This is a genomic window from Natronospira elongata, assembly GCF_034931365.1.
GTDB lineage: Bacteria > Pseudomonadota > Gammaproteobacteria > Natronospirales > Natronospiraceae > Natronospira > Natronospira elongata.
This window is the reverse complement of the sequence record NZ_JAYGII010000013.1, coordinates 56433-81333: the sequence shown is the minus strand read 5'-3', so window position 1 is coordinate 81333 and position 24901 is coordinate 56433. Positions and strand designations below refer to the sequence as shown.

The 24901-nt window shown below is 61.1% G+C and carries 25 protein-coding genes; 10 read left to right on the top strand and 15 right to left on the bottom strand.

Annotated elements, in window-relative coordinates; translation table 11 throughout:
* Window positions 1–366: 366 nt before the first annotated feature.
* The 4 genes from VCB98_RS07740 to VCB98_RS07725 form a co-directional block, all read right to left on the bottom strand.
* Window positions 367–831: an MOSC domain-containing protein gene (locus VCB98_RS07740; protein WP_346051411.1), complete on the bottom strand. Its 465-nt coding sequence runs from the start codon at window positions 829–831 to the stop codon at window positions 367–369.
* Window positions 821–1984 (bottom strand): alpha/beta hydrolase family protein, encoded by a 1164-nt coding sequence (locus tag VCB98_RS07735; RefSeq protein ID WP_346051410.1) that lies wholly within the window; start codon window positions 1982–1984, stop codon window positions 821–823. The genes VCB98_RS07740 and VCB98_RS07735 overlap by 11 nt, the downstream gene beginning before the upstream one ends.
* A gap of 88 nt (window positions 1985–2072) precedes the next feature.
* Entirely contained in the window at window positions 2073–2666 is a 594-nt protein-coding gene (locus tag VCB98_RS07730; RefSeq protein ID WP_346051408.1) for a GNAT family N-acetyltransferase, read from the bottom strand.
* A gap of 119 nt (window positions 2667–2785) precedes the next feature.
* The gene (locus VCB98_RS07725) at window positions 2786–3370 is read right to left on the bottom strand and encodes an NAD(P)H-dependent oxidoreductase (protein WP_346051406.1); all 585 of its coding nucleotides are present in this window, start codon (window positions 3368–3370) and stop codon (window positions 2786–2788) included.
* A gap of 99 nt (window positions 3371–3469) precedes the next feature.
* Here VCB98_RS07725 and VCB98_RS07720 point away from each other — a divergent pair, with 99 nt between their 5' ends.
* Window positions 3470–4432, top strand: coding sequence for an alpha/beta hydrolase family protein (locus tag VCB98_RS07720; protein ID WP_346051404.1), 963 nt, complete (start codon window positions 3470–3472; stop codon window positions 4430–4432).
* A 32-nt stretch (window positions 4433–4464) separates the two neighbouring features.
* Here the strand turns inward: VCB98_RS07720 and VCB98_RS07715 are convergent, their stop codons facing one another.
* The 8 genes from VCB98_RS07715 to VCB98_RS07680 form a co-directional block, all read right to left on the bottom strand.
* Window positions 4465–4758, bottom strand: a complete 294-nt coding sequence (locus VCB98_RS07715; protein WP_306728817.1) for a HigA family addiction module antitoxin — start codon at window positions 4756–4758, stop codon at window positions 4465–4467.
* A complete protein-coding gene (locus VCB98_RS07710) occupies window positions 4758–5036 on the bottom strand; it encodes a type II toxin-antitoxin system RelE/ParE family toxin (RefSeq protein ID WP_346051401.1) in 279 nt (92 codons plus the stop codon). The genes VCB98_RS07715 and VCB98_RS07710 overlap by 1 nt, the downstream gene beginning before the upstream one ends.
* Before the next feature lie 68 nt (window positions 5037–5104).
* Complete coding sequence (locus tag VCB98_RS07705; protein WP_346051399.1) at window positions 5105–6127, bottom strand: M28 family peptidase; 1023 nt, start codon at window positions 6125–6127, stop codon at window positions 5105–5107.
* A 140-nt stretch (window positions 6128–6267) separates the two neighbouring features.
* The gene (locus tag VCB98_RS07700; protein WP_346051397.1) at window positions 6268–6885 is read right to left on the bottom strand and encodes a hypothetical protein; all 618 of its coding nucleotides are present in this window, start codon (window positions 6883–6885) and stop codon (window positions 6268–6270) included.
* 152 nt (window positions 6886–7037) lie between these two features.
* Window positions 7038–7388 carry a DUF2200 domain-containing protein gene (locus VCB98_RS07695; RefSeq protein WP_346051395.1) on the bottom strand — a complete coding sequence of 117 codons (351 nt, stop codon included), beginning with the start codon at window positions 7386–7388 and terminating at the stop codon, window positions 7038–7040.
* Window positions 7389–7390: 2 nt separating this feature from the next.
* Window positions 7391–8002, bottom strand: a complete 612-nt coding sequence (locus VCB98_RS07690; protein WP_346051393.1) for a class I SAM-dependent methyltransferase — start codon at window positions 8000–8002, stop codon at window positions 7391–7393.
* Window positions 8003–8103: 101 nt separating this feature from the next.
* Window positions 8104–8994 (bottom strand): DUF4382 domain-containing protein, encoded by an 891-nt coding sequence (locus tag VCB98_RS07685; RefSeq protein ID WP_346051391.1) that lies wholly within the window; start codon window positions 8992–8994, stop codon window positions 8104–8106.
* Between the two features lie 122 nt (window positions 8995–9116).
* Window positions 9117–9590 (bottom strand): hotdog fold domain-containing protein, encoded by a 474-nt coding sequence (locus VCB98_RS07680; RefSeq protein WP_346051389.1) that lies wholly within the window; start codon window positions 9588–9590, stop codon window positions 9117–9119.
* A gap of 353 nt (window positions 9591–9943) precedes the next feature.
* Between VCB98_RS07680 and katG the strand changes: the two genes are divergently transcribed.
* The 8 genes from katG to VCB98_RS07640 all read left to right on the top strand — a co-directional run bounded on the left by katG (window position 9944) and on the right by VCB98_RS07640 (window position 20144).
* Entirely contained in the window at window positions 9944–12154 is a 2211-nt protein-coding gene (gene katG / locus VCB98_RS07675; RefSeq protein WP_346051387.1) for a catalase/peroxidase HPI, read from the top strand.
* A gap of 171 nt (window positions 12155–12325) precedes the next feature.
* Complete coding sequence (locus VCB98_RS07670) at window positions 12326–12595, top strand: DksA/TraR family C4-type zinc finger protein (RefSeq protein WP_346051385.1); 270 nt, start codon at window positions 12326–12328, stop codon at window positions 12593–12595.
* A 135-nt stretch (window positions 12596–12730) separates the two neighbouring features.
* Window positions 12731–15280: an EAL domain-containing protein gene (locus VCB98_RS07665; protein WP_346051383.1), complete on the top strand. Its 2550-nt coding sequence runs from the start codon at window positions 12731–12733 to the stop codon at window positions 15278–15280.
* Window positions 15277–16215 (top strand): ABC transporter ATP-binding protein, encoded by a 939-nt coding sequence (locus VCB98_RS07660; RefSeq protein WP_346051381.1) that lies wholly within the window; start codon window positions 15277–15279, stop codon window positions 16213–16215. Before VCB98_RS07665 ends, VCB98_RS07660 begins: the two co-directional genes overlap by 4 nt.
* The gene (locus tag VCB98_RS07655) at window positions 16212–16979 is read left to right on the top strand and encodes an ABC transporter permease (protein WP_346051380.1); all 768 of its coding nucleotides are present in this window, start codon (window positions 16212–16214) and stop codon (window positions 16977–16979) included. Before VCB98_RS07660 ends, VCB98_RS07655 begins: the two co-directional genes overlap by 4 nt.
* 104 nt (window positions 16980–17083) lie before the next feature.
* Window positions 17084–17557, top strand: a complete 474-nt coding sequence (locus VCB98_RS07650; protein WP_346051378.1) for a Crp/Fnr family transcriptional regulator — start codon at window positions 17084–17086, stop codon at window positions 17555–17557.
* A gap of 212 nt (window positions 17558–17769) precedes the next feature.
* Entirely contained in the window at window positions 17770–19077 is a 1308-nt protein-coding gene (locus VCB98_RS07645) for a Xaa-Pro dipeptidase (RefSeq protein WP_346051376.1), read from the top strand.
* 20 nt (window positions 19078–19097) lie between these two features.
* The gene (locus VCB98_RS07640) at window positions 19098–20144 is read left to right on the top strand and encodes a PepSY-associated TM helix domain-containing protein (RefSeq protein WP_346051374.1); all 1047 of its coding nucleotides are present in this window, start codon (window positions 19098–19100) and stop codon (window positions 20142–20144) included.
* Here VCB98_RS07640 and VCB98_RS07635 read toward each other — a convergent pair.
* Window positions 20098–20913 carry a cobalamin-binding protein gene (locus VCB98_RS07635; protein ID WP_346051373.1) on the bottom strand — a complete coding sequence of 272 codons (816 nt, stop codon included), beginning with the start codon at window positions 20911–20913 and terminating at the stop codon, window positions 20098–20100. The genes VCB98_RS07640 and VCB98_RS07635 overlap by 47 nt on opposite strands.
* Window positions 20914–21041: 128 nt before the next feature.
* Here VCB98_RS07635 and VCB98_RS07630 point away from each other — a divergent pair, with 128 nt between their 5' ends.
* On the top strand, window positions 21042–22373 hold the full coding sequence (locus VCB98_RS07630; protein WP_346051372.1) for a YihY/virulence factor BrkB family protein: 1332 nt from the start codon (window positions 21042–21044) through the stop codon (window positions 22371–22373).
* Window positions 22374–22790: 417 nt separating this feature from the next.
* Here VCB98_RS07630 and VCB98_RS07625 read toward each other — a convergent pair whose 3' ends face one another.
* Window positions 22791–23519: a proteasome-type protease gene (locus VCB98_RS07625; RefSeq protein ID WP_346051370.1), complete on the bottom strand. Its 729-nt coding sequence runs from the start codon at window positions 23517–23519 to the stop codon at window positions 22791–22793.
* 18 nt (window positions 23520–23537) lie between these two features.
* The gene (pmbA, locus tag VCB98_RS07620) at window positions 23538–24887 is read right to left on the bottom strand and encodes a metalloprotease PmbA (protein WP_346051368.1); all 1350 of its coding nucleotides are present in this window, start codon (window positions 24885–24887) and stop codon (window positions 23538–23540) included.
* Window positions 24888–24901: the final 14 nt, after the last annotated feature.

Below are 24901 nucleotides of genomic sequence, written 5' to 3'. Positions count from 1 at the left end.
AACAGCTGATTAGGTGGAAAGCGGTATAACCGCAATATCGTGCCGGCGGTATAACTCCGGATTTCCGGCAAAAAGAAAAACGCGCTTTTCCATGCATAATCATAAAGTTACCCCAATCTCTCCCAATATTCACCGTAATCGCGTGCCTTCCGCTTTTTGTGAATTCAATCATTCTTATATATGTGTGCTAGGCGCCCCCTTTTCCGGGCCTGGGCATGGCAACGGCCACCTTGGCGGCTGTGGAAACTGAACGGGGAGACGGTGCAATCTGAGGCGGGCGCGCCTGTCCGTGGCTTTCAGAAAAGCATAGTCCAACATTCGGTTTTTTCATCCCTGCCTGGCTGGCTGGAGCGGTTGCTGTCCGGCTTATTCCGCCTGGGCCAGGACAATGTCCGCCCCGCGGGCAATCTCGCCGTCACTGAGCACATCCACGCGGAGGCCGCCGTGGCCGACCCAGTGTTTCACCACGGCGGCGGTGGTAAGCGTTTCACTGTTCAGGGCGCGGCCCAGGGTAGCGCAGGGCTCGCAGAGCTCGACGCCGCGCAGGCGTACATTGCCGACGGTGAATTCGGTGTTGACGAGGTCGTTGAGGCGAATGCCTCGGGTGACCAGGTTTCGGCGGGTGATGGAGAGGTCCGTTGCTCGCCCCTGCCCGGCGCAGAAGCGCTCGATCTCCTCGGCTTCCACCAGGGTGAGATTCTGGCCGGGGTATTTGCTGAGACCGAAGTTGCGGTCACCGACGATCCCCTTGCCACGCTCAAGCACGATGCGCTCGCACTCGCGTTGCGGGGCCCCGCTTTCGGGGCTGATGAACAGCCGTTCAATGGTCAAGTGGTGCTCCCTGGCTCTCGTTGTGGCTGAGTGCATGGCTGAAGTAATCAATGACATCGGCGCCGACAGCCGCGTGGGCGGCCTGTCGATTTCGGCCCCATGGATCACCACAGAGGCTGCGAACGAGCAGCCGCCCTCTCAACGTGCAAGGCGCCAGGTAAGTGTAATGACTGGCTCCCTCCATTACCCACAGGCTGGCCTGAGAGCTGACCGGGCGGATGGCTCGCTCGACGGCGGCAGTGGTCGCTTCCAGCTCGATCTGTTCATCATTTTCCGCCAGCAGCATCCGGATGGCCTGTGCTCCGGGTGTGGAGTCGTTCTCTTCGAGTAATGCGACCAGGGCCGGGGCGATGGCGTAGACGGCGCCGATGCGCTCATCGTGGAAGCGGCCTTCTCCGCGTTTGAGGCCGGCCTGGAAGGCGGGGTCTGAGGCTTGCATGGATTGCACGTCATCAAAGCTGAAGTCGGCCTCGGGTGGCAACTGACAGGCGTGGGAATCCGCTCGTTCCCCGCAGCGCTGCTGCCAGACCTCATAGGAAGGGAGATGCACGCCAGCCAGGCCCAGCACGCTGTATCCGCCGAGGGAGAAGCCGACAGCGCCCAAGCGTTCCGGATCAATGCGCGGGCCGATGTCGGGGTGCTCGAGCAGCTGATCAATGAGCACGGAGATATCGCGTGTGCGCTCCCAGGGCTGGATGAAGCCCCCCGGCCACTGTCGGACTTCCGTTACCGTGTTGCCGTGATGGTTGACCCCCGCCACGATGAAACCGGCACCCACCAGCTGCTCGGCAAGCCAGGACATCTGGGCCGTGCTGCCACCAGTGCCATGGGAGACGATGATCAATGGCCGCCGGGCCGTGTCCAGGAACGGCGCATTCAAAGCGCTGTGACCGAAGCGAAACACGCCACCCCGCCATTCCTCACCGGCCACTTCAGGCGGCGCCGGATACCAGACGGTGGTTTGCAGCGGCCGCGAGCCATCCCCCGACCAGTGGCTGCGCTCGGCGTCTTCAAGCGCGAGGTGAGCACGCCCCACCGTGCTGTTGGCGGCCGGATCGCCACTGCAGGCGAAGGCCGCAAGCAGCATTGCCAACAGTAGAAGGACCCGGATCAGCGCCGTTGCCGTCGACGGCTCAGGGTTCAGACGACTCATGTTTCTCCAATCTTGTTCTTGTTATTGGGTGGGGTGGGTTGGCTGGCGCCGCAATCGGCGGACAAGCCGGCACCAGTGCACGGGCTTATCAGGGCGTCCGCCACAACGACTTTTGCATCAGAATCCAATCACCCGTGTGCGAGCAGCCTGGGTAATCGACGATGCCCCGGCGCTCAACAACATTGTAACCAAGCTTCCGGTACAGCTTCACCGCCGGGATGTTCTCTTCCGCCACGATCAGGGTAACGGATCTTGTATTGGCTTCGTCGGCCAACTGCTCCGCGAATTTCATGAGGTGGTGGCCAATTCCCTTGCCTCGATAGACGGAGGCTGTCGCGACCGCGTTGACGTACCAGGCGCCGGGCACCCGTGATTCCAGCTCCACGAGCGGGCGGACGACAGCCGGAATGTCATCCAAGGGCCCGGTCTCATAGGGATCGGGCAGCGGATAGGCCAGGAGCATGCCGGCAATGGCATCGCCGGCGGTGGCGACATAGGCGTTTGTGTAGCTGAAACCACCTTCGGTACGAGCGACCCGGCGCGCACCGAAGGCCATGATGTCTTCATCCGGATCAGCCATCTGCCCCCACAGGTAGGCCGGAATCCCCTCCCCTGCCAGATTCATCAGCTCGGCAAGGGCGGGGGCATCTTCAATCTTCGCTTTACGCAGCTGGATATTCATTGCAACCTCAATGAAACGCCAAGTACTCGGTATCAAGCCGGGATCATCGCGCAACGTCATTGCAGCGAACAGTCCCCTTGAACATTTGTAATAAGGATAGCCGAGTATCCGTAAATCGCTCAGCGACATGCCCGCCCAAGGCGCTTCATTTTCTCCAGCCACCGGGCGCGGCCCTTGTCACCGCCCATGGAGGCGCTGATCAGGGTGGTGCGCACGGGCTTGAAGCCGCAGAAGCGCAGAATGTTGCGGCGGAAGCTTTTCACGCTGTGGGCACGGTAGATCAGACGATAGAACAGGGCCGGCATGCCCATGGTGACGATCAGCCGGGCCGATCGCCCCTTGAGGCGACGGGGGCCGAAGCTGCCCATGTCCTGACCCGGCTCGGTGACGAAACCCGGACGGAAGGTCTGCTCCAAAAATGCTTTGAGAATGGCGGGCATATCGCCCAGCCAGAGGGGATAGAGAAAGACCAGGTGATCGGCCGCTTCAATGGCCTGCTGGGCCTGGCGAATGGCCGGGGGCGGATCACCGGATTCGAAGTCGGTGGCGTTCCTGAGCCAGGGGAAATCCAGCCCGGCCACGTCGATGTGCCGGACCTGATGCCCGGCGGCTTCCGCTGCTTCCTGATAGGCCACGGCCAGGGCATGACAGAAATGCCCACCGGCCGGGTCGGGATGTCCCTGGATGATGACAATGCTGGCCATGACGGTGACCTCCTGTTCTTGACGGGCAATAATATGTCGATCGACATTGGTGGTGGCTTGAGCCGGATCAAGTGAATATCACTTTGGGGAGTACTTTTCGTGAACACGTCCAATCTGCGCTGCCTGGCTATGGCCGCCCTGCTTCTGCCGGCACTGGCCTACGCCGAGCTGCCCGGTACTGATCTCGCCTTCGAGGCAAAAGACGGGCAACTGTCGGGAACGCTGTTCCTGCCTGAGGGTGAAGGCCCCTTCCCGGCCGTCGTCTTTCTCGCCGGCTCTGGTGATGAGAGTTACCGGACGGGCTGGGAAGGCGAACGCCGCTCCTGGTTCTGGCCGCAACTTCAGGAATGGTTCGATGAACAGGGCTACGCCGTGTACGTCTTCGACAAGCCCGGCGTGGGTCGCTCAGAAGGCGACTGGCGCAAGGAAGATTTCGTGGATCGGGCCGACAATGCCATCGCGGCGGTTCGCGCCCTGAGCGGCCGGACCGAACTGGATCCGGCTCGCATCGGATTGCTGGGCCACAGCCAGGGGGGATGGATAGCCGTCAGTGCCGCGGCCGATCATCCCGATGAGGTGGCCTTCGTGATCAGTCTGGCCGGCCCCGCCATCGGAGTACGCCAGCAGATCATCGAGGACACGGAGAATCGCTGGCGCTGTGAGGAGCGTCGGTTGCTGGGCCTTCGGCGAGCGGGGCTGGCCGGCAGTCTGTCCCTGATCGGTACCGCCGGCCGCATCATGCCGGCGGGTTATCTGTCCGGCATCGTGCGCTATGACCCCGCCGACGATCTGGCCCGCCTGCAGCAGCCCATGCTCGCCCTGTTTGCCGGCAATGACATCATGGTCATGCCCGAGACCAACATCCCGCCACTGCAGAAACACTTCGGCAAGGCCAGCGGCAACGACGGCCTTGTGATTGAGACCATTGAAGGCCTGGACCACTTCTTTCGCCACGGCGCCTTCTGCCTGGACGGCGGACGGCCACAGGGCTTCGCCCCGGAATTCTGGGAAGCCCTGGCCGCCCCGGCCTTCTGGCAGCAACTGTCACCCGAGGCGCAGTAAGTGCCTGGAAGTGAAATACTCGCCGGACCTGATTATGCGGCTTCGAAATCGAAGGGCTTGAGTTTTTCGACGTCGAGCTGATTACGGGCCAGCCAAAGGTCGTGGGCATCCTGCATGGCAAGCCAGCTTTCCGGTGAGCGGCCAATGACCCGGGAAAGCCGCAACGCCATTTCCGGGCTGACACCGCTATCACCGCGCAGCAGACGCGAAAAGGTGGACGGTGATACACCCAGACGATCGGCAAGCTTTCGAGCACTGACGCCGAAAGGCTCCATGTAAACCGTGAGGATGAACTCACCGGGATGCGGAGGGTTGTGCATGCTCATCAGTGATAATCCTCGTAGTCAAGAATGTAGGCGTGTCCGTCTCGGAACTCGAAGGTCAAACGCCAGTTACCGCTGACTCGAATCGACCACCTGCCCTTCTGCTTACCCTTAAGCGGGTGCAGCCCAAAACCTGGGATGTCCATATCCTCGATCTGTATGGCTGTATCCAATGCAGCCAGTTGCATGCGCAAGCGCTTGGCGTGGTCGGGTTGAATCCCTGCCGTGCTGCCCGATGCGTAAAACCGCTTCAATCCCTTGTGGCGGAATGATTTGATCATGAGCAATATTATAGCGCGTTGCGCATCGCGCAACAAGCCAGATCATCGAGGCTGGGGTTAGCCAGTACTCACTCGGCCAGGGTGCGCACGACGGCCTTGAGGCCGACGGTGACGCGGGCCATGCGCTCGTAGTCGAGGCGGTCCGGGGTATCGGTGCTGCGGTGGTAGTGGGGGTCACGGAACGGCAGGGTGTCGGTGACCAGGAAGGCCGGGTAGCCCTGCTGCCAGAAGGACCAGTGATCGGACCAGCCCACACCGCGGATGAAGCCCGGCATGGCCGCGCCCTCGGAGGGAATGCTGGCTGCTTCGCGAAAAGCCCCCAGGGCCTTGCGCAACAGGCGCCTGTCGCGCATGCGGGTGACAAAGCCGATGAAGCTGGCGGTGTCGGGATAGGCCAGGCCGATGCCCGGCGCGGGGTAGTGCTGGCTGCCGGGCTGGTCACTGAAAAAGCCCAGGCCGTCCATGGACATCATGGCCACGATGTTGTCGCCGGCCTCCCGGCTCTGGCGGGCATGGGCGTGGCTGCCCATGTCGCTGGTCATGTAAAAGGGGGGCTCTTCATTGACGAAGGCGACGAAGCGCAGGGTGCGGACCTGGGGTTTGTCGTGGAAGTATTCGGCCAGGGCCAATAGCACGGCCACGGCGGAAGCATTGTCATTGGCTCCCGGGGAGCCGGGGACGGTATCGTAGTGGGCACCGACAACGACAATCTCATCTGGCCGTGACTCGCCGGGAATCTCCACCACCAGGTTATCGGCCGTCTCGCCCGCGTAGCGGGCCATGCCCGCGCCGCTCAACTCATAGCGCTGGCGCCGTGGTTCATGACCGATGGCCTGCAATCGCTCCTCGAGCCAATCGGCGGCCTGTTCCAGCGTACCAGGCCGGTGCATGTTGCGCTCGCCGATCTCCTCGGCCAGGGCACGCACATCGGCTTCGAGTTCTTGAGCCAAGGTCAGCTCGAGCTCGCTGGCCGCGGGCAGGGAATCGCTTGCGCTTGAACCGGGCATGGCCGTCATCCACCTTAGCGACACGATGGCCAATAAAAGCAGACTAGCCCAGAGGGTGATCCGGATACCGGTTGATAACCTCATGGACCACCGTCTTTCCATACGGGAAGGTGACCAGCCCATCATCCCTATCAGTCCGGGTACCATCGAGACTTAGCACGAACGTGCATCGAATCGACGGTACCCGGAACCAGGCCTGCTGGGCAGCCTTGCCGTGGCTGGCTTTACTTCCGGCGGCCAGTCTTCTTTCTTGTGGTCTTTTTCCTGACGGCCTTCTTCTTGGAAGCCTTCTTCTTAGTCGCTTTTTTCTTGGTAGCTTTTTTCTTCGTGGCCTTCTTCTTCGAAGCTTTCTTCTTGGAAGCCTTCTTCTTGGAAGCCTTCTTCTTGGAAGCCTTCTTCTTGGAGACTTTCTTCTTGCCTTTCTTCTTGGCAGCTTTCTTCTTCGCCTTTTCCACCGCTTTCTCTACCGCCGCCGTGGTCTTGTCGATTGCCTTGTCCAGCTTCTCACCCAGGGTCAGCGATATCTTGGCTTCCGCCTTCATCTCCCGCAGGCGAGCCGCTTCCGCCCGCGCTGCCCTCTGTTCCTCGCGAAGAGCGGCAATCCCATCCTGGGCTTTTTTCAAGGCGTTGCGATTCGCCACGGTATTGGATTTTTCAAGCTTTCGCTTCGCTTGATCACGCGCCCGCATCTCACGTTTGATGGCGGTCGAATACTTCTTCACGTCCCGCCCAAGCTTGCGAATTTCCCGGTCCAGGGCCTTGAATTCCCGCTTGACGGTGGAAACCAAACCACGTCGAGCCTGGTTAAAATTCTTCTCTGCCTGTTTGATGGCTTTAGTCATCACGCGCTCCTGAGTCGCAAATATGCCCGTTCAGTCTAGGCGATTGACGGTAACATTCAAGCAAATCATGCATATTTATCGATTAGAACAAACAGCAAATGGCTAAACCGAGAAGAGTCCCAGCCATACCCCAACTGGATCGAGAAAATGGACTATTGGCGCAGGATCTTGTCCATGGACTTGCCTTTGGCAAGCTCATCCACCAGTTTGTCCAGATAGCGAATCTTCTGCATCAGAGGGTCTTCCACCTCTTCCACCCGAACGCCGCAGACAACACCCTTGATTAGCGAGGCATTGGGATTCAGCCCCGGAGCTTCGGCAAAGAAGTGGTCAAAGCTCTTTTCCTGCTCGAGCTGCTGTTTGAGCCCTGATTGCTCATACCCGGTCAGCCAGCAGATAACTTGATCCACCTCTTCCTGGGTACGCCCTTTTTTCTCCGCCTTCTGAACGTAATGGGGATAGACCTTGGCAAAAGACATATCGAATATGGGGTGCCTGGACATGGTCATTCCTCCCGTGGCTTGGCAACGGCAAGGCAATAGGCCTGTGATTGACGGCGCGACAGCGTGGAAAATTCCTCAAGGACCAGGCCTGCGGTCTCCATCTGCTTTCGGAAGTCCGATTCATAGGTGACCCGGCCGAAATCGATGCTGGTGAGCCGTTTCAGCATGGGCTTCAGCCACTCCATCAGACGTGACGGCCGGGTCTGTATGGTCTGTGTGAAGTATAGTCGGCCGTTGGGCTTGAGGAGCGACAGACAATGTCGCAAGGCGGCTTCGGGGTCGGGCAGGAGCATGAAGCTGGCGGAGAAATAAACCGCGTCATAGGGTCCGCCCTGGTGGTCATAAATGGACTCCAGCCTCACCTCGACCCGGTCGGCCACCGTTGAATTGGCCAGCCGGCGGCGGGCGCGCTCGACATAGTCGGCATCGACGTCCACACCCCTCACCCACATCCGCTTGTCCCGGAGCAACTCGGCATTGGCCAGCAAGGCGCCGGCGGTGCCAATACCCACGTCCAGCAACTCGCATTCCTCGGGCAGGCGCTCAATCACGGCGCGGTACCAGCGCGCGGTCAGGCGGGGGAGCAGACAGTCGTAAAGCAGGCTTCTGATCATGCCGCACAGATTACACGCCAAGGCGGCGGGAGCCCAGGCAAAAAAAGGGCCCGACCATGATGGCCGAGCCCTTCGCTGATTGCTTAGCTGGGATTAGGCGATCAGACATCCGGCCCGAAATCGACGGTGCTTTCCTCGCCGGCAGTCACACTGCTGTTGTGCTTCTGGAGGAATTCGATGTCGTTGCCTTCTTCCGGATCATCCTGGTCCGCCTCGCAGGTAAAGGCGGCGCTATAGTCGGCCTCTTCCAAAAAGCCGACGGTGTACTCGAACTCACCGCTGTCATCATTGAGCGCCACCAGGGCGGAGGTCAGGGGTGGATTATCGCTGCCTTCGCTGCCGGCCTCGGCATCATGACCGGTGTAAACGTAAACCGCCGGCGAGCAGGCATCATCCGCCGCCCAGGCGTCGGCCACGGTGCCGCTGATGGAGCCCACGTCGACATTGTTCACCATACGCAGGGCCGGCTTGAGGATGTAATCCGGCTTGCCCTGGGGGTTGGTGACCGACTTGCGCAGATCGAAGTCGATGGTGAAATCCGCCGCACCCCCGGCCGGCACGGTGAAACCGGAGACCAGCTTGAGACCGGTTTCGGAGCCACTGGGCACGAACAGAGAATGCTGGCCACCATCCTCGAACTCGATGAAGGAATCCACGGTACCGGCCACGGCATTGACCTGCAGGCGAATCCACTCGTATTCCCCGGCCGGAACCGACTCACCCTCCAGCAAGGGCTCGCTGTCGTTGCCCTGCAGGGTGAGCAGGTCAATACTGCGGATCTCATCGAACTCAAAACTGATGCGCTGGCCGTCGGCGGGTTGAATCTCCACGCCGCTGAACTCCACCACCACCGCGGTGGCGTTATCCACCGGGGCATCGGTGATATCCAGGGACAGTGTCCCCGTTCCGTCGCTGGAGCTGCCGTCAAAACAGCCGGCCAGCATCAAGGTCCCCCCCGCGATCATGAGCAGATTACGCGTATGTCTGTTCATTGCGGGCTCCTTGCTTGGTCTGAGAAAAAATGGGGGGGGCGGGAGAATTCCACCCCCTCATGATGAATAACGGATCAATGCCGTTATCGTTGACCACGGAGCCGCAGGATTGAGCAGAATTCCTAGGTCTTTTTCGGCGTCACCCACATGGTGATGGTGGCGTGGACCACTTCCTCGCCGTTTTCGTCGCGGACGCTGACGGGGATGGGAACATCCTCGCCCTCGCCGAAGGCGGGCAGGGGATCGAGCTCGGCGGTGGCGGTGAGGTGGGTGGCGGCCTTTTTGAGGTAATCCACGGTCATGCCCTTGGGGATCCAGCGGTGGCTCGGGGGCAGGCTGGCCTCGATCATGACCCCGGCGGCCAGTTCGGCCATGTTGCAGATCGCAATGGCGTGGACCGTGCCGATGTGGTTCTGGACCCGCCGCCGCTTGCGGATGCGGACCCGGCAGAGGCCGGGCTCAAGCTCGAGGATGCGGGGACGGATGGTGGCGAAATACGGGGCAGTGTGGGCCACGACCCGGGAGAAAAGCCAGCGGCCACCAGGGTAGCGACTGAGCTTGCGCCAGGTGGTCAGGGTACCGTTCTGCTGACTCATCGTTTTTCACTCCCAGACTGAATTGACGGACCGCCCCTGCAAGGGAGGCGAACACCAGAATGCATGATCAAGGCCGCAAACCATAACACCCCCGGCGCCCACCGGGGCTGCGGCCCATAATCGTTAATTACAATCGAATCTATCCAAACTATTCATTGGAAACTATCGCAACTCTGGTCTATTACTTTAGGTCAGTTACAGCAGGAAACCGGACCATTGTCGGCGGTCAATGCGGACAGTGGCCGGGCGGCGCAGCCTGAAATGGCTGAGAGCGTCGCGTACAAAGACCCGGCTGGCGAGTCAGATGCCATGCCGTGACCCATTCAACCCGCAATTCCAAGGAGCGTGATCGTATGGCTGCCAACATGAAGGAAGCAGGGAAATGCCCCGTCTTTCACGGGGCCCAGACCACCAAGCGTGGCAAGGGCACGACCAACATTGACTGGTGGCCGAACCAGCTCAACCTGAGCATCCTCCACCAGCACACGGCGGAATCGAACCCGCTGGGCGAGAGATTCAATTACCGCGAGGAGTTCAAGAAACTGGACTACGAGGCCCTGAAGAAGGACCTCAAGGACCTGATGACCCAGTCGCAGGATTGGTGGCCGGCGGATTACGGCCACTATGGCGGTCTGTTCATCCGCATGAGCTGGCATGCGGCCGGGACCTACCGCAGTGGCGATGGCCGCGGCGGCGGTGCCACCGGCAACCAGCGTTTCGCCCCCATCAACAGCTGGCCGGATAACGGCAACCTGGACAAGGCCCATCGCCTACTTTGGCCCATCAAGCAGAAGTACGGCAACAAGATTTCCTGGGCGGATCTCCTCATCCTGGCCGGCAACGTGGCCTATGAGGCCATGGGCTTCAAGACCTTCGGCTTTGCCTGTGGCCGGGAAGACATCTGGGCGCCGGAAGAAGACATCTACTGGGGCGTGGAGAAAGAGTGGCTGGACAGCAAGCGCTACAGCGGCGAGCGTGAACTGGAAGAGCCCCTGGCCAATGTGCAGATGGGCCTGATCTATGTGAACCCGGAAGGCCCCGATGGTGAGCCGGATCCCAAGAAGGCTGCCCATGACATCCGCGAAACCTTCAAGCGCATGGCCATGGACGACTACGAGACCGTGGCGCTGGTCGCCGGCGGACACACGGTCGGCAAGGCCCACGGTGCCGCGCCGGACAGCAACCTGGGCCCGGAGCCCGAAGCCGCCCCCATGGAGCAGATGGGGCTCGGCTGGAAGAACAAGCACGGCAGCGGCAAGGGCGATGACACCATCACCAGTGGCCTGGAAGGCGCCTGGACCAAGGAGCCGACCCGCTGGGACATGGGCTACTTTGAGCTGCTGTTCAAGTACGACTGGGAACTGGAAAAAGGCCCCGGCGGCAAGAATCAGTGGAAGCCGAAGAATATCGAGGATGAGGACATGCTGCCCATGGCGCATGATGCTTCCAGGAAAGTACCGCCGATGATGCTGACCACGGACCTGTCCCTGAAGGAAGATCCCGAGTACCGCAAGATCTCGGAACATTTCCGGGACAATCCCAAGGAATTCGAGGATGCCTTCGCCCGGGCCTGGTTCAAGCTGTTGCACCGGGACCTTGGGCCCAAGTCCCGTTACCTGGGACCGGAGGTGCCGAAAGAAGACCTGATCTGGCAGGACCCGGTGCCGCCGGTGGATCACGAATTGATCGACGACAAGGATATCGAGGCGCTCAAGAAGGAGATCCTGGGCACGGGCCTGTCCATCCCGCAACTGGTGAAGACGGCCTGGGGCTCGGCCGCCACATTCCGTGGCTCCGACATGCGTGGCGGCGCCAATGGCGCACGGATTCGCCTGGCGCCTCAGAAAGACTGGGAGGCCAATGAACCGGCCGAGCTGAAAAAGGTGCTGGATGCCCTGGAAGGCATTCAGAAGTCCTTCAATGACGGTGCGGGCGGCAACAAGAAGGTCTCGTTGGCCGACCTGATCGTGCTGGGTGGCAATGCCGCCATTGAAGAAGCCGCCAAGAAGGCCGGGCACAAGATCAGCATTCCCTTCCATCCGGGCCGAACTGATGCCAGTGCCGAACAGACGGATGCGGAATCCTTCGAGGTGCTTGAGCCGGTTGCCGACCCCTTCCGCAACTATCTCAAGAAGCGCTACACCGTGCCGGCGGAGGAGCTCATGCTGGACAAGGCCCATCTGCTGACGCTGACCGCCCCGGAAATGACCGTACTGGTGGGTGGCATGCGTGTACTGGGCGCCAACACGGGTGATTCCCAGCACGGTGTTTTCACCGACCGGCCCGGTGAGCTGACAAACGACTTCTTCGTCAATCTCCTGGACATGGGCACGGAATGGAAGCCGACCTCAAAAGAGGCCGAGACCTTTGAAGGGGTCGACAGAGGGACCGGCCAGAAGAAATGGACGGGAACCCGCGTGGATCTGGTCTTTGGCTCCAATTCCCAATTGCGGGCGCTTTCCGAGGTCTATGCCCAGTCCGATGCCAGCGAGAAGTTCGTCAAGGACTTTGCGGCTGCCTGGAACAAGGTGATGAATATGGATCGTTTTGATCTGGAGTCATAAGCCGTTGGGACAGGCTTTCAGGAGCCAAACGCCCGGGGGTGCGGCCGGCAACGGCTGCGCCCCTTTTTTCTGGATGAGCGGTGCCGCTCCGCAGCGCTCTGCAAGACAGTTGATTGATCGTGACTCTCGGCGGAGAGACAATACCCGCATGGGAATTGGCTGGAGGTAGAGATGGCCGGAGGCTGGGCAAAAGACGACGCGGTGCAGGAGCAGATCGATGCCTCGGTGGAGGATGCCCTGGCTCGGGCCCGCAGCCGCATGCCCAAGGGCGAGAGCCTGAGTGAGTGCGAGGAATGCGAGGCTCCCATTCCCGAAGCACGCCGCCGAGCCCTGCCCGGCGTGCGCCTGTGCGTCCCCTGCCAGAGCGAACGCGACGAGGGCGAAAAAAAGCAATTCGCCGGCTACAACCGTCGTGGCAGCAAGGACAGCCAGCTTCGTTGAAAAACCGCTGGGCTGTCCCACCCGCTCGGGAAAGCAAGAATCTGCAGCCCCCGTCCCTTCAGCGGTGCCCTGCTGCTAGACTGAGCCATGGAAGTCGAAGGCCGAATCGGCCTTCCAGAGGAGGGTGCCTGCCAAATGCATTTCTTGGATGCCAGCATGGCGGGAGACACCTTCCTCGCCGGCGATTACTCGGTGCCGCTGGTGCTGCTCTCCCTGCTGATTGCGATCATGGCCGCTTTCGCCAGCATCAGTCACGTGGACCTCATGCGAGCCACCCGGTCTGCACGGGCCCGTCTCGGCTGGCATCTCAACGGTGCCCTGGCCCTGGGGCTTGGGGTGTGGACGATGCACTTTACCGGCATGGTGGCCTTCCGCCTGCCGGTGGCAATCGAATACCACGCCTTGCTGACCCTCGTTTCGGTCTTCCCGGCCGTCCTGGCAGCCTACCTTGCGCTTGACGTCATTTCCCGCCCCCGCCCCAGCTTCCGGGCGATCCTGTTGGGGGGCGCACTAATGGGCCTGGGCATTGGCGGCATGCACTACATCGGCATGGCCGCCATGGTAATGGAGGCGGCCATGGCCTACCGGCCCGGGCTGGTATTGCTGTCCCTGCTGGTTGCGGTGGTGATGTCCAGCCTGGCGCTGGCGATTCCGCGAGTGATGGGTAAATTCCTTCACGAGCACCAACTGTACCAACCCCTTGGCTTCAAGCTGGCGAGCGCAACCCTCATGGGCCTGGCCATTTCCAGTCTGCACTATGTTGCCATGGCCGCGACCCGTTTTCCGGCGGGGCACAGCCACGAAGTGGCACTACCCGGCCCCACACTGAACCCGGATCTCGTCGCCAGCCTCGCCGTTGGCAGCAGCCTGTTCATCCTGATCACCTCGACGGTCACTGCCAGTCTGCGACAACGGGTGGAACTGGCGCGATTGGAAGCCGAATCAGCCCGACTTCAGGCCCTGGAGCTGGACGAGCGCTTTACCAAAATCGCCTCCCGTCTGCCTGGGGTGGTGTACCAGTTTCGGATGGCCCCCGATGGCCAGTTGTCCTTCCCTTATGCCAGCGAGGCCATCCGGGATATCTACGGGGTCCCCCCTGAAGCGGTCAGAGAGAACGCCGACCCCATTACCAGGATTATTCATCCGGATGACCTTGAAGGGCTGCTGCAGTCCATCCAGGAATCGGCAGAAACAATGTCCACCTGGGGACACGAGTACCGAGTCATACACCCGGAGCATGGCGAACGCTGGCTCCAGGGTAATGCCTTGCCGGAAAAGGCCGCTGATGGTGCCGTGATATGGAATGGCTTCATAACCGATATCACTGAACAGAAGCAGTCACAGGAGAAAATTCACCAACTGGCCTTCTATGATGACCTTACCGGGCTACCCAACCGTCGCCTGCTGGACTATCGAATGGGCTTGGTCCAGGCCGCCTCCAGCCGCCTGAGAAGCTATGGGGCGATCCTTTTCATCGATCTGGATGACTTCAAGCGGCTGAATGACACCATGGGGCATTCCGTGGGCGATGAACTGCTCAAGACGCTTGCCCGAAGACTGGAGGGGCGCACCCGCTCGGTGGATACCGTGGCTCGCCTGGGCGGGGACGAGTTTGTCGTCATTCTTGACCGCCTGGGCAATAAAGAGAACGAAGCCGCCCAGCGCGCCGGCCTGGTTGCCGAGGACATCCAGGCAATCATTACCCAACCTGTTAACTTACCTCAACACGAACACCGCTGTGCCGCCAGCATCGGCATCACCCTGTTTCAGGGGGACGTTGACAGTCGGGAAGAACTGCTCCGGCGTGCCGATACCGCGATGTACCAGGCCAAGGCAGATGGCCGAAATTCCATTCGATTCTATAACCCTGAATTGCAGCGGCGGATGGAGCGCCAGTTTCGGATGGAAGCCGAGATTCGCCAGGCCATTGATAGCGATCAGTTCTTCCTCCATCTGCAGAAGCAGGTGGGTGGCAATGGCAAGCTAATTGGGGCAGAAGCACTGCTTCGGTGGAACAATCCTTCCCTGGGCATGGTCTCACCCATGGAATTCATTCCAGTGGCCGAGGAAACCGGCTTGATACTGCCACTGGGGAATTGGGTGCTGGAAAATGCTTGTCGCATACTGAAGGACTGGGAACAGGAAGCGGCGACCGCGGACCTGAGTTTGTCCATCAATGTCAGCGCCAGACAGTTCCACCAGAAAGATTTTGTCAGACAGGTTCAGCGTGCAATTGATGAGCATAAGGTATCCCCTGACCGGCTGAAGCTGGAGCTGACTGAATCCCTGGTGCTCGAGGACATTGAAGACAGCATGGACAAAATGGAGCAGCTCCACGCCCTAGGACTGCATTTCTCCATGGATGACTTTGGTACCGGCTATTCCTCCATGGCTTATCTCTCCCGGCTGCCCTTCGATGAAGTGAAGATTGACAAATCCTTTGTCCAGAATGCGGCTCGCGATCGAAACCAGCGGGACTGGGTGATCATCGAAGCCATCATCGGCCTGGCCAGCAACCTCAACATGCGTGTGGTCGCAGAGGGTGTGGAGACACAAACCCAGCAGAGCTATCTGTGCCATCTCGGCTGCCGCTGCTTCCAGGGCTACTTCTATGGCCGACCCAAACCAGTTGAAGAATTCAATGTAGCAATCAAGTCCCAGTTCCATGGCACGGAGTCATCATGAAGCAGTCAACCCCGCCGGCCATTGAGGTCAAGGACCTGTCCAAAACCTATGAGGGTGGGTTCCAGGCCCTGTCAGAGGTCAACCTGAATATCGAGCATGGTGAGATCTTCGCCTTGCTGGGCCCCAATGGGGCGGGCAAGACCACGCTGATCAGCATCCTTTGCGGCCTGGTCACACGAAGCAGTGGAGAAATCCGCATTGGGGGCCATGACATCATTCGTGACTATCGGTCCGCTCGCCAACTGGTGGGCCTGGTACCCCAGGAGCTGGCTACCGACTCCTTCGAATCGGTCTGGGACACGGTGAGCTTCAGCCGCGGCCTGTTCGGGCTCAAGCGCAACGATGCTGTGGTCGCGGGGGTACTCAGGGACCTGTCACTTTATGACAAGCGTGACAAGCAGATCCGGACTCTGTCGGGTGGCATGAAGCGGCGGGTGATGATCGCCAAGGCCCTGGCCCATGAACCCCGCATACTCTTTCTGGATGAGCCCACCGCCGGCGTAGATGTGGAACTGCGCCAGGACATGTGGAATCTGGTCCGGGGCCTCCAGCACAACGGCGTGACCATTATTCTTACCACCCACTACATCGAAGAAGCCGAACAAATGGCCGAGCGGGTCGGGGTCATCAATCACGGACGTTTGCTTTTGGTGGAAGAGACCAGTCAGCTCATGCGAAAGCTGGGGCGGAAACAGCTTACTATCGAGCTGGGCCAGTCGATCAAGCAGGTGCCAGATCAGTTGAATGGTTATCGCCTATCGCTCATCAACGACGGCAGTGCCCTCATCTATGACTATGCCGATGAGTTCAAGGAGAGCGGAATTGCCGACCTGCTGCGCCGCCTCAACCAGGCGGGCATCGTGATCAATGACCTGCACACTGACCAGAGTTCCCTGGAAGACATCTTTCTCGATTTGCTGAAGGATCGACAATGATTCGCAATCCCCGGGCCATTCTGGCCATCTATCTCTTCGAGATGAACCGTACCCGCCGCACGCTGATGCAAAGCATCGTCGCGCCGGTGATCAGCACCTCACTGTATTTCGTTGTTTTTGGAGCGGCCATCGGTTCACGCATCGATGAAATCGGCGGGGTCAGCTACGGGGCGTTTATCGTGCCGGGGCTGATCATGCTGATGTTGCTGACCCAGAGTGTTTCCAACGCCGCCTTCGGTATCTACTTTCCACGCTTTACCGGCACCATCTACGAGATCCTCTCGGCGCCGGCATCGTATCTGGAAGTCATGCTGGGCTATGTGGGCGCCGCGGCCACCAAGTCCATCATTCTTGGGCTGATAATCCTGGGCACGGCCTGGTTCTTCGTGCCCCTGGAGATCGCCCACCCCCTCCTGATGCTGTTGTTCCTGGTACTGACGGCATTTACCTTCAGTCTCCTGGGTTTCATACTCGGCATCTGGTCGGAAGGATTTGAGCAACTACAGTTCGTGCCGCTACTGGTGGTCACGCCCCTGACCTTTCTGGGTGGCACCTTCTATTCCCTGGATGTGCTGCCCCCGGTCTGGCAGACCGTTTCCCTGTTCAATCCGGTGGTTTATCTGGTCAGCGGATTCCGTTGGAGCTTCTACGAAGTGGCCGACGTCCATGTCGCCATCAGTTTCGCGGTGATCCTGGCGTTTCTGGCCATCTGCATTGCCCTGGTGGCCTGGATATTCCGAAGCGGGTATCGTCTCAAACCCTGAATTGGACGAAATTTGATCAACATCAATTATGGAACCTCTAGAGGTTCCCTATTCTCCGCGCCATGGGTGTATGGTGGCGTGAAACGATTGCGCGAGGTTTGAACATGAGCAAGGAAAAAATCCTGGACCAGTTGCTGGACAAAGCCTTCTTCAAGGGAATGGACGAGGCTGACCTGAAATTTCTGGCCGAGAATGCCTCCAGCCGTAACCTCAAGGAAGACGAGGTCCTGTTCCGCCATGGCAACCGGGCCGACAGTTTTTTCCTGGTCACGGGCGGTCGCATCAGCCTTGAGGTGGCTGCCATCGAAGGCCCACCCCTTGAGCTGCAGAACGTGGGCGAGGGCGCCATCATCGGCTGGTCCTGGCTGATCCCGCCCTATCGCTGGCATTTCCAGGCTCGGGCGGAAGAAGACAGCAGCGTCATCCGCTTCGATGGCGATGTCATCTTCGAGCGCTGCGAGAAGGACCCGGATTTTGGCTACGAAATGCTCAAGCGCTTCGCCGGCCTGATGTCGGAACGGGTCAGCTCGGCCCGGGAAAAGATGATGCAGGAGTGGAATCCGCCGGGATTTGCCTGAAACGGCTCGAAGCCTTCAAGGCCTACCTGTCAGCCCGCCGCAGGAGCGGATTCATCCGCGATCGGGGAATCGACGACCCTAGAATCGCGGATGAATCCGCTCCTACATATCTGCCTGCGCGGCCGGCTCTCCCGGCCTCGTCCGTACACGGGCACCCTGATTGCTCTAGAATGCTCTCCTTTGGAACGGACCCCCAACCCCGGGAGCATCCCATGCCACGCATTGTTGCCGCCCTTTTCGCCCTCAGCCTGGCCGCTGCCGCCCTGCCCGCCTGCGCGGCCGACAACGCCGCCCAGGCTGATCCGGGACAGGCGGAACACTACGTCCTGGCCGGACAACTGCTGGACCCGAAGACCGGCGATGTGCGGGACGACCAGCTGATCGGCATTGCCGAAGGGCGGATCGTCTCCGTCAGCCCGCGTGACGCCGTTGAGCTGGACGAGGACGGCAAGGTCATCGACCTGAGCGACCGATTCGTCCTGCCCGGGCTGATCGACACCCATGTCCATCTGACCAACGATGCCAGCGTTCAGGGCCACGCCCGCCTGGGGCGGGGCAGCCATCGGGCCGCGCTTTACGGGGTCAGAGCGGCGAGAAAGAATTTGGAGGCAGGCTTTACCACCGTGCGCAATCTCGGTGCGCCAGCCTTCGCCGATATTGCTATTCGTGATGCCATCGAAGCCGGCGACTTCCCCGGCCCGCGCATGCGCGTGGCCGGCCAGTCCCTTGGCATGACCGGGGGCCATTGCGACAGCACACTGCTGCCACCGGACTTCGAACATCGCGGTGGTGGTGTGGCCGACGGGCCCTGGGCCGCCCGTGAGCAGGTTCGCAAGAATCTCAAGTATGGCGCCGACACCATCAAGTTCTGCGCCACCGGCGGGGTCATGTCCAAGGGCACCGCCACCGGCGCACGCCAGTACACCCTGGAAGAAATGGAAGCCATCGTTGACGAGGCCCATGCCCTTGGCATGCGGGTGGCCGCCCATGCCCACGGCGATGCCGGCATCAAGCTGGCCATCAAGGCCGGGGTGGATTCGGTGGAACATGCCAGCCTGATTTCCGATGAAAGCATTGCCCTGGCGCGCCGCAACGGAACGGCCCTGTCCATGGACGTCTATGTCTCCGACTACATCCTGGGCATGGGCGAGGAAGTGGGCATGCTGGAGGAAAGTCTCGAAAAGGAGCGGGAAATCGGACAGGCCCAGCGGGACAGTCTGCGTCGGGCCCATGAAGCCGGGGTTCGAATCGTCTTTGGCAGTGATGCCGGCGTCTATCCCCATGGTCAGAACGGCAAGCAGTTTGCCCGCATGGTGGAAGCCGGCATGAGTCCCCTGGAGGCCATCCAGGCCGCCACCATCCACGCCGCCGACCTCCTGGACTGGTCCGATGAAATCGGTCGTATCGAACCCGGTTTTCATGCCGACTTCATTGCCGTGGACGGCAGCCCCCTGGACGATGTCACCCGACTGGAATCGGTTCGCTTCGTGATGAAGGCCGGCGAAATCCACAAGCGCTAAAACATTTGCTGACGTGAATCATGAGGCTGATCTATCGCCTGCACCGCTGGATCGCCCTGGGCCTGGGCGCCCTGTTCGTGCTCATTGGACTGAGCGGCAGCCTGGTCGTGTATCAAAGCGAACTGGACCGGGTTCTCAATCCTGAGCTGTTACGCGGCAGTGGCGCCGCAGAACCAGTCAGTGCCGAGCAGGCCCTGGGGGCGGTGGAGGCTGTCGCCGGAGACGATGAGGCGGTGACCTTCCTGTCCCTGCCTTCGGCTAGCCAGGACGTCTTCCGGGTCTATATCGGCACCCCGGAGCGCATTTTCGATCGTCTGGCAACGGTAGACCCGGCCTCAGGCGAGCTCATGGGCATCCGGCCCGTGGGCGAGGGCCTGATGCGCTTCATCCATGTACTCCATTTTCAACTGCACCTGGGCAGTCAGGGTCAGACCGTGGTGGGCTTGCTGGGCCTCTGCCTGCTCTTTTCCCTGCTTACCGGCACCCTGATCTGGCACCGCCGCCGGCACACAGGCCGCCCTGCCCAAACCATCCATCATGGCCTGGGACTCTACGCCGGCCTGCCCCTGCTCCTGGTCGCGGTCAGCGGCATCCTGCTGGCCCTGCCCCAGTACACCCGGCCCATGGTGGAGACTGTCTCGCCCCTGTCAGGGCTGGACCTGCACCACCACTCTCTGGTGGCGGACAATGGGCGAGACATTGGCCTCGAGCAGGCCATGGATCTGGCACAAGCCACGATGCCGGACGGCGATGTCCGCAGCATTGGGCTGCCCCGCGGCCCCGAGGGGGTCTACCGCATCACGGTACGGGAAGGGGAAGCTGCCGGATGGCTGCCAGGCAGCGGTCACGTGGTGCTGGACCGCTACAGCGGCAAGATGCTGGCGGAACGACACTGGAGCGATGCCAGCGGCGGTGACCGCTTCATGACTGCCTTGCGCGCCATCCACGGCGGCAACTTTCTGGGTGGCTGGGGCAAGGCCCTGGTGGCCCTGATCGGCATGCTGCCCCTGCTGCTCTATCTCACCGGGATTCGGCTGTGGCTGAGACGTCGCACCATCGGGCAATGATTTCATGCAATTGCTGCAAGCCGTCGGTGAGTGCCGCCGGGCCGGGCTGCAGGATATTCACGGATTTGATTTCGTGCAGCTCATTGTCACGGACCGCCGGGATGCGATCGAAGCCCGGCCGTTCACAAACCTTCTCGGGGCGGAATTTCTTGCCGCACCAGGAACCGATGATGATATCCGGCTGACGCTCGATGACCGTTTCGTAGTCCGGGATGATCCGGTTCTTGCCCAGGGCCTCTTCCTTGAGTTCGGGAAAGCAATCCTCGCCGCCGGCGATTTCAACCAGTTCCGAGACCCAGCGAATACCGGAGAGCATGGGCTCATCCCATTCCTCGAAATACACCCGAGGTGTTTTCGGCAAGGCCGCCGCCTGGGCACGAATCTTTTCCACTCCGCCGCGCAGCTCATCTACCAGAGCCCGGGTCTTTTCCTGGCAACCGATCATGCCCCCCAGCATGGAGATCATTCGGAAAATCTCGTCCACGCTGCGGTGATTGAAGATATGGACCTCCACGCCATGCCGAATGAGCTCGGTGGCGATCTCCGCCTGCAGATCGGAGAAGCCGAGAACCAGATCCGGCTCAAGATCCAGAATCTTGTCGATCTTGGCGCTGAGAAAGGCCGAAACCTTGGGCTTTTCCTTGCGTGCCCGGGCCGGGCGCACGGTAAAGCCCGAGATCCCCACGATGCGCCAGTCCTCTTCCAGCAGATAGAGGGTCTCGGTGGGTTCCTCGGTCAAGCAAACGATACGTTCGGGATAATCACTCATGGGCCCATGATAAGGATTACAGCCGTCAATGCCAGAGCCGGGAAAGCGAAGCACATGCTTCCCGCCTCAAGAGTCGATATGATGGCGACTGATGCTTGGCGGATTCCATGGCGCGGAGGCAGGCCCCCATGAAGCAGCTCAACCCCGGCTCCCGATTCACCCAGTGGTTGTGGACTGTGCAGATCCAGGATCTGCCCAGCCGCAAGATGGCCTGGATGGTGCGGATTGCACGGGTGATTCATGCCGGCATGCGCGACGCCTCCATTGGGCAGATCAATCTGCGGGCCATGAGCCTGGTCTATACCTCGCTGCTCTCCATCGTGCCTCTGCTGGCCTTCAGCTTTTCGGTGCTCAAGGGCTTCGGCGTGCACAACCAGCTGGAGCCGGTGCTTCAAAGAACCCTGGAGCCCCTGGGGCCCAGGGCCGACGAAGTCACCCAGAACATCATGGACTTCGTGGACAACATTCAGGTGGGCATCCTCGGCTCGGTGGGCCTGCTGCTGCTGGTGTATGTGGTCTACTCCCTGTTGCAGAAAATCGAAGCGGCCCTGAATGAATCCTGGAACATTCGGCGCCAGCGGGGCATGGCGGAGAAGTTCAGCAATTATCTCAGTGTCGTGCTGGTGGGCCCGGTGCTGGTGTTCTCGGCGGTGGGTGTCACCGCCACCTTCTCCAGCCACACCCTGGTCCAGCGGATATCGGAGGTGGAGCCCTTCGGGACCTTGATGGTCTGGTTCAGCACCCTGATGCCCTATTTGCTGGTGGTGGCCGCCTTTACCTTCATCTATGTCTTTGTCCCCAACACCCGGGTCAAGCTCAAGGCCGCTCTCACCGGCGCCGTCATTGCCGGCCTGGCCTGGCAGACCACCGGCTGGGCATTTGCCCAGGTCATCGCCACCTCGGCCCGCTACACCGCCATCTATTCCGGCTTCGCGGGTCTGCTGTTCTTCATCATCTGGCTCTATCTGAGCTGGCTCATTCTGCTGTTCGGCGGCAAGATCGCTTTCTATATCCAGAATCCCCAGTTCGTCACCCGACTGCCGCCGGCAACCGGCGCCACCCACCGAGAGAAAGAGGAGCTGGGCCTGGCGGTGATGTATCTCATTGCCCGCAGTTATCTGCGCGGTGAACGCCCCTGGACGTTCGAAACCCTCTGTCGAGAGTTGCATGTTCGCGGCGACGTGCTGGAAAGCGTGGTGGATCGACTGGAAATGGCCGGCCTGATCATTAGCACCGAGGGTTATCAGCCCGGCTTCCTGCCCGGCCAGGACCTGGCCCGGATGCGCTTGCAGAAGATCCTGGATGCCAGCCGCGGCTACCAGCAGAGCGATGATCCGGAAGCACAGATGCGCTCCCTCAAACCGGTCGGCGGGCTGATGAACAGCCTGGAAGGGGCCATGCGCGACCAATTGGGACAAAAGACCCTGCGTGACTTTGTGGAGGAAACAGAGGACAGCTAAACGCGGATGGCACTTGCGTAGTTTCGCCCTCTTACAGGGGCCGTCAGCATATCCCTACACGCCCCATCACGATCTGCTGATTACGCCAAAGCCGAGCCCTGCGTATCGTTATACCCACAGCGCGGGCATTGGCGGAAAGGGGGGAGTCAATGCCGGGGGCGTCGGCCAGGGACTGGCACGATCCCCGACCAGGATGGTCATCCGGCATGATGAATGCCATGCCCGCGCGACAGTCCAGGAGGGGCTGGGGCCGGTTCAGGCCGGCGGATCAGGGATGATCCAGAGTGGGCAACTCAGGCGCCCAGGATGGGCAACCCCGGGACGGGGTCTGGCAGGGAGGCCCAGCGACAACCAAGGCTCGCCAGGGAAGGTGTCGAGACGCCGCGAACAGAACTCAGGCTGTTCGCGGCGTTTTTTTTACTCCCAATCGAAGCGCGGCAGATCCATGAAGGCCTGGCGGAGATTGCGGGACCAGGCATCCTGCATGCGGCGCCAGAAGGGATCGTCTTCCTCAAAGCGCAGCCGGGGATCGAGGCGATGGCTGTCGGCCTGATAGAAGGCCAGTTCCACCGGCGGCCCGACGCTGAGATTGGAGCGCATACTGGAATCCAGGGAAACCAGGGCGCAACGGGCGGCCATTTCCAGACTCATGCCGCTTTCCACGATACGATCCAGGATGGGCTTGCCGTATTTGGTCTCTCCGGCCTGCAGAAAGGGCTTTTCCTCACTGACCCGGATGTAATTGCCTTCCGGGTAGATCAGATAGAGATTATGGCTTTCCTGGCCGATCTGGCCGGCCAGGATGAAGGTTGCCTTGGGCCGAAAGTCCGCCTGAGTGGCCCCTTCCGGGCCCCTCTGTACTCGCGTGCTGATGGCACCGATGTACTCGGCCACGTCTTCCAGATGATCGAGGCGGTTGATCGAGGTCTCGGCCTCGGAGTCATCGAGGTCACGCTGGATACGGCTGGTGACCGCCTGGGTGGTGGCCAGGTTGCCGGCCGAGAGCAGCACCATGCAACGATCGTCACTGGTGGGCAGCTCATGCATCTTGCTGTAGACGCTGACATCATCCACCCCGGCACTGGTGCGCGAGTCGGAGGCCACCAGGAAGCCGTTGTCGGTACGTATGGCTAGACAGTAAGTCATGACGGTGCCACGGGCCGGTCAGTCGCCGGCAATGGTCATTTCCTCGATCAGGAGCGAACCGGTGAGCACGCTGGCGCGGTGGTCCACATCATCACCGGCGGCGACGATGCCACGAAGCATGTCCTTGAGATTACCCGCGACGGTGATTTCCTCCACCGGATGGACGATCTCGCCCTGCTCCACCCAGAATCCGGCCGCGCCACGAGAGTAATCCCCCGTCACGCCGTTGATTCCCTGCCCCATCAGCTCGGTAAGCAGAAGGCCGGTATCCATCTCCCGCAGCATTTCCTCAAAACCGCGGCTGGGCCCGACCAGGGAGAGATTGTGGACGCCGCCGGCATTGCCGGTGCTCTCCAGCCCCAGTTGACGGGCACTGTAGCTGTCCAGCACATAGCGGGACAGGCGCCCGGATTCGACCAGAGGATTATCCTTCAGGGCCACGCCTTCGCCGTCGAAGGGGGAACTGCCGAGAGCCCTCGGCAAATGGGGATACTCCACCAGACCCAGCCACTCCGGCAGGACCTGATTACCCACGGCATCCAGAAGCCAGGAGGCCCGACGATACTGGGAGGGCCCGGAAGCCGCGCCCACCAGAGTGGCGATCAGCCCCCGCGCCAGCGGCGCGGGGAACAGTACCGGCGCCTTGCGGGTGCTGAGTCGACGGGCACCCAGGCGGCGGACGGTTCGCTCCCCGGCCCGGCGTCCCACGGCCTCGGGTGATTCCAGGGCAGAGGAAAGCCGGGCCGAGGAATACCAGAAATCCCGCTGCATGCCCTGCTCGTCCCGAGCGAGAACACTACAGCTGATGCTGTGATTGGTGCCCTCGTAGCTGCCGAGAAAGCCATGACTGTTGCCACAGACCCGGACGCCGTGGTGAGTATCCACGCTGGCACCATCGGAGTTATCGATGCGACGGTCGAAATCCCGGGCGGCCTGCTCACAGCGCTGGGCCAGGTCGATGGCCATTTCCGGGGACAGGGCCCAGGGGTGACAGAGATCCAGATCCGGCCAGTCCCGCGCCAGGCGCTCGGCGGGCGGCAGGCCGGCATGGGGATCGGCCTGGGTAAAACGGGCGATGTCGCAGGCCTTGGCCACCATTTCCCGGATGGCCCGGTCGCTCAGGTCGGAAGTGTTGGCGGCCCCCTTCTGCTGGCCGAAATAGACGGTGATTCCGATCCCCCGGTCCTGACGGTATTCCAGGGTCTCCACCTCACCCAGGCGGACACTCACGCCCAGGCCGGTATCCACACTGGCGCCACTTTCCGCGCCATCGGCACCCCGGCGCCGGGCCTCGGCCAGGGCCTGATCGACGGCGGCCTCGAGGTCCTGGCGACCCAGGGAACTTGTGACCTCGGCGGTCTCGGACATGAATCGACTCCGCT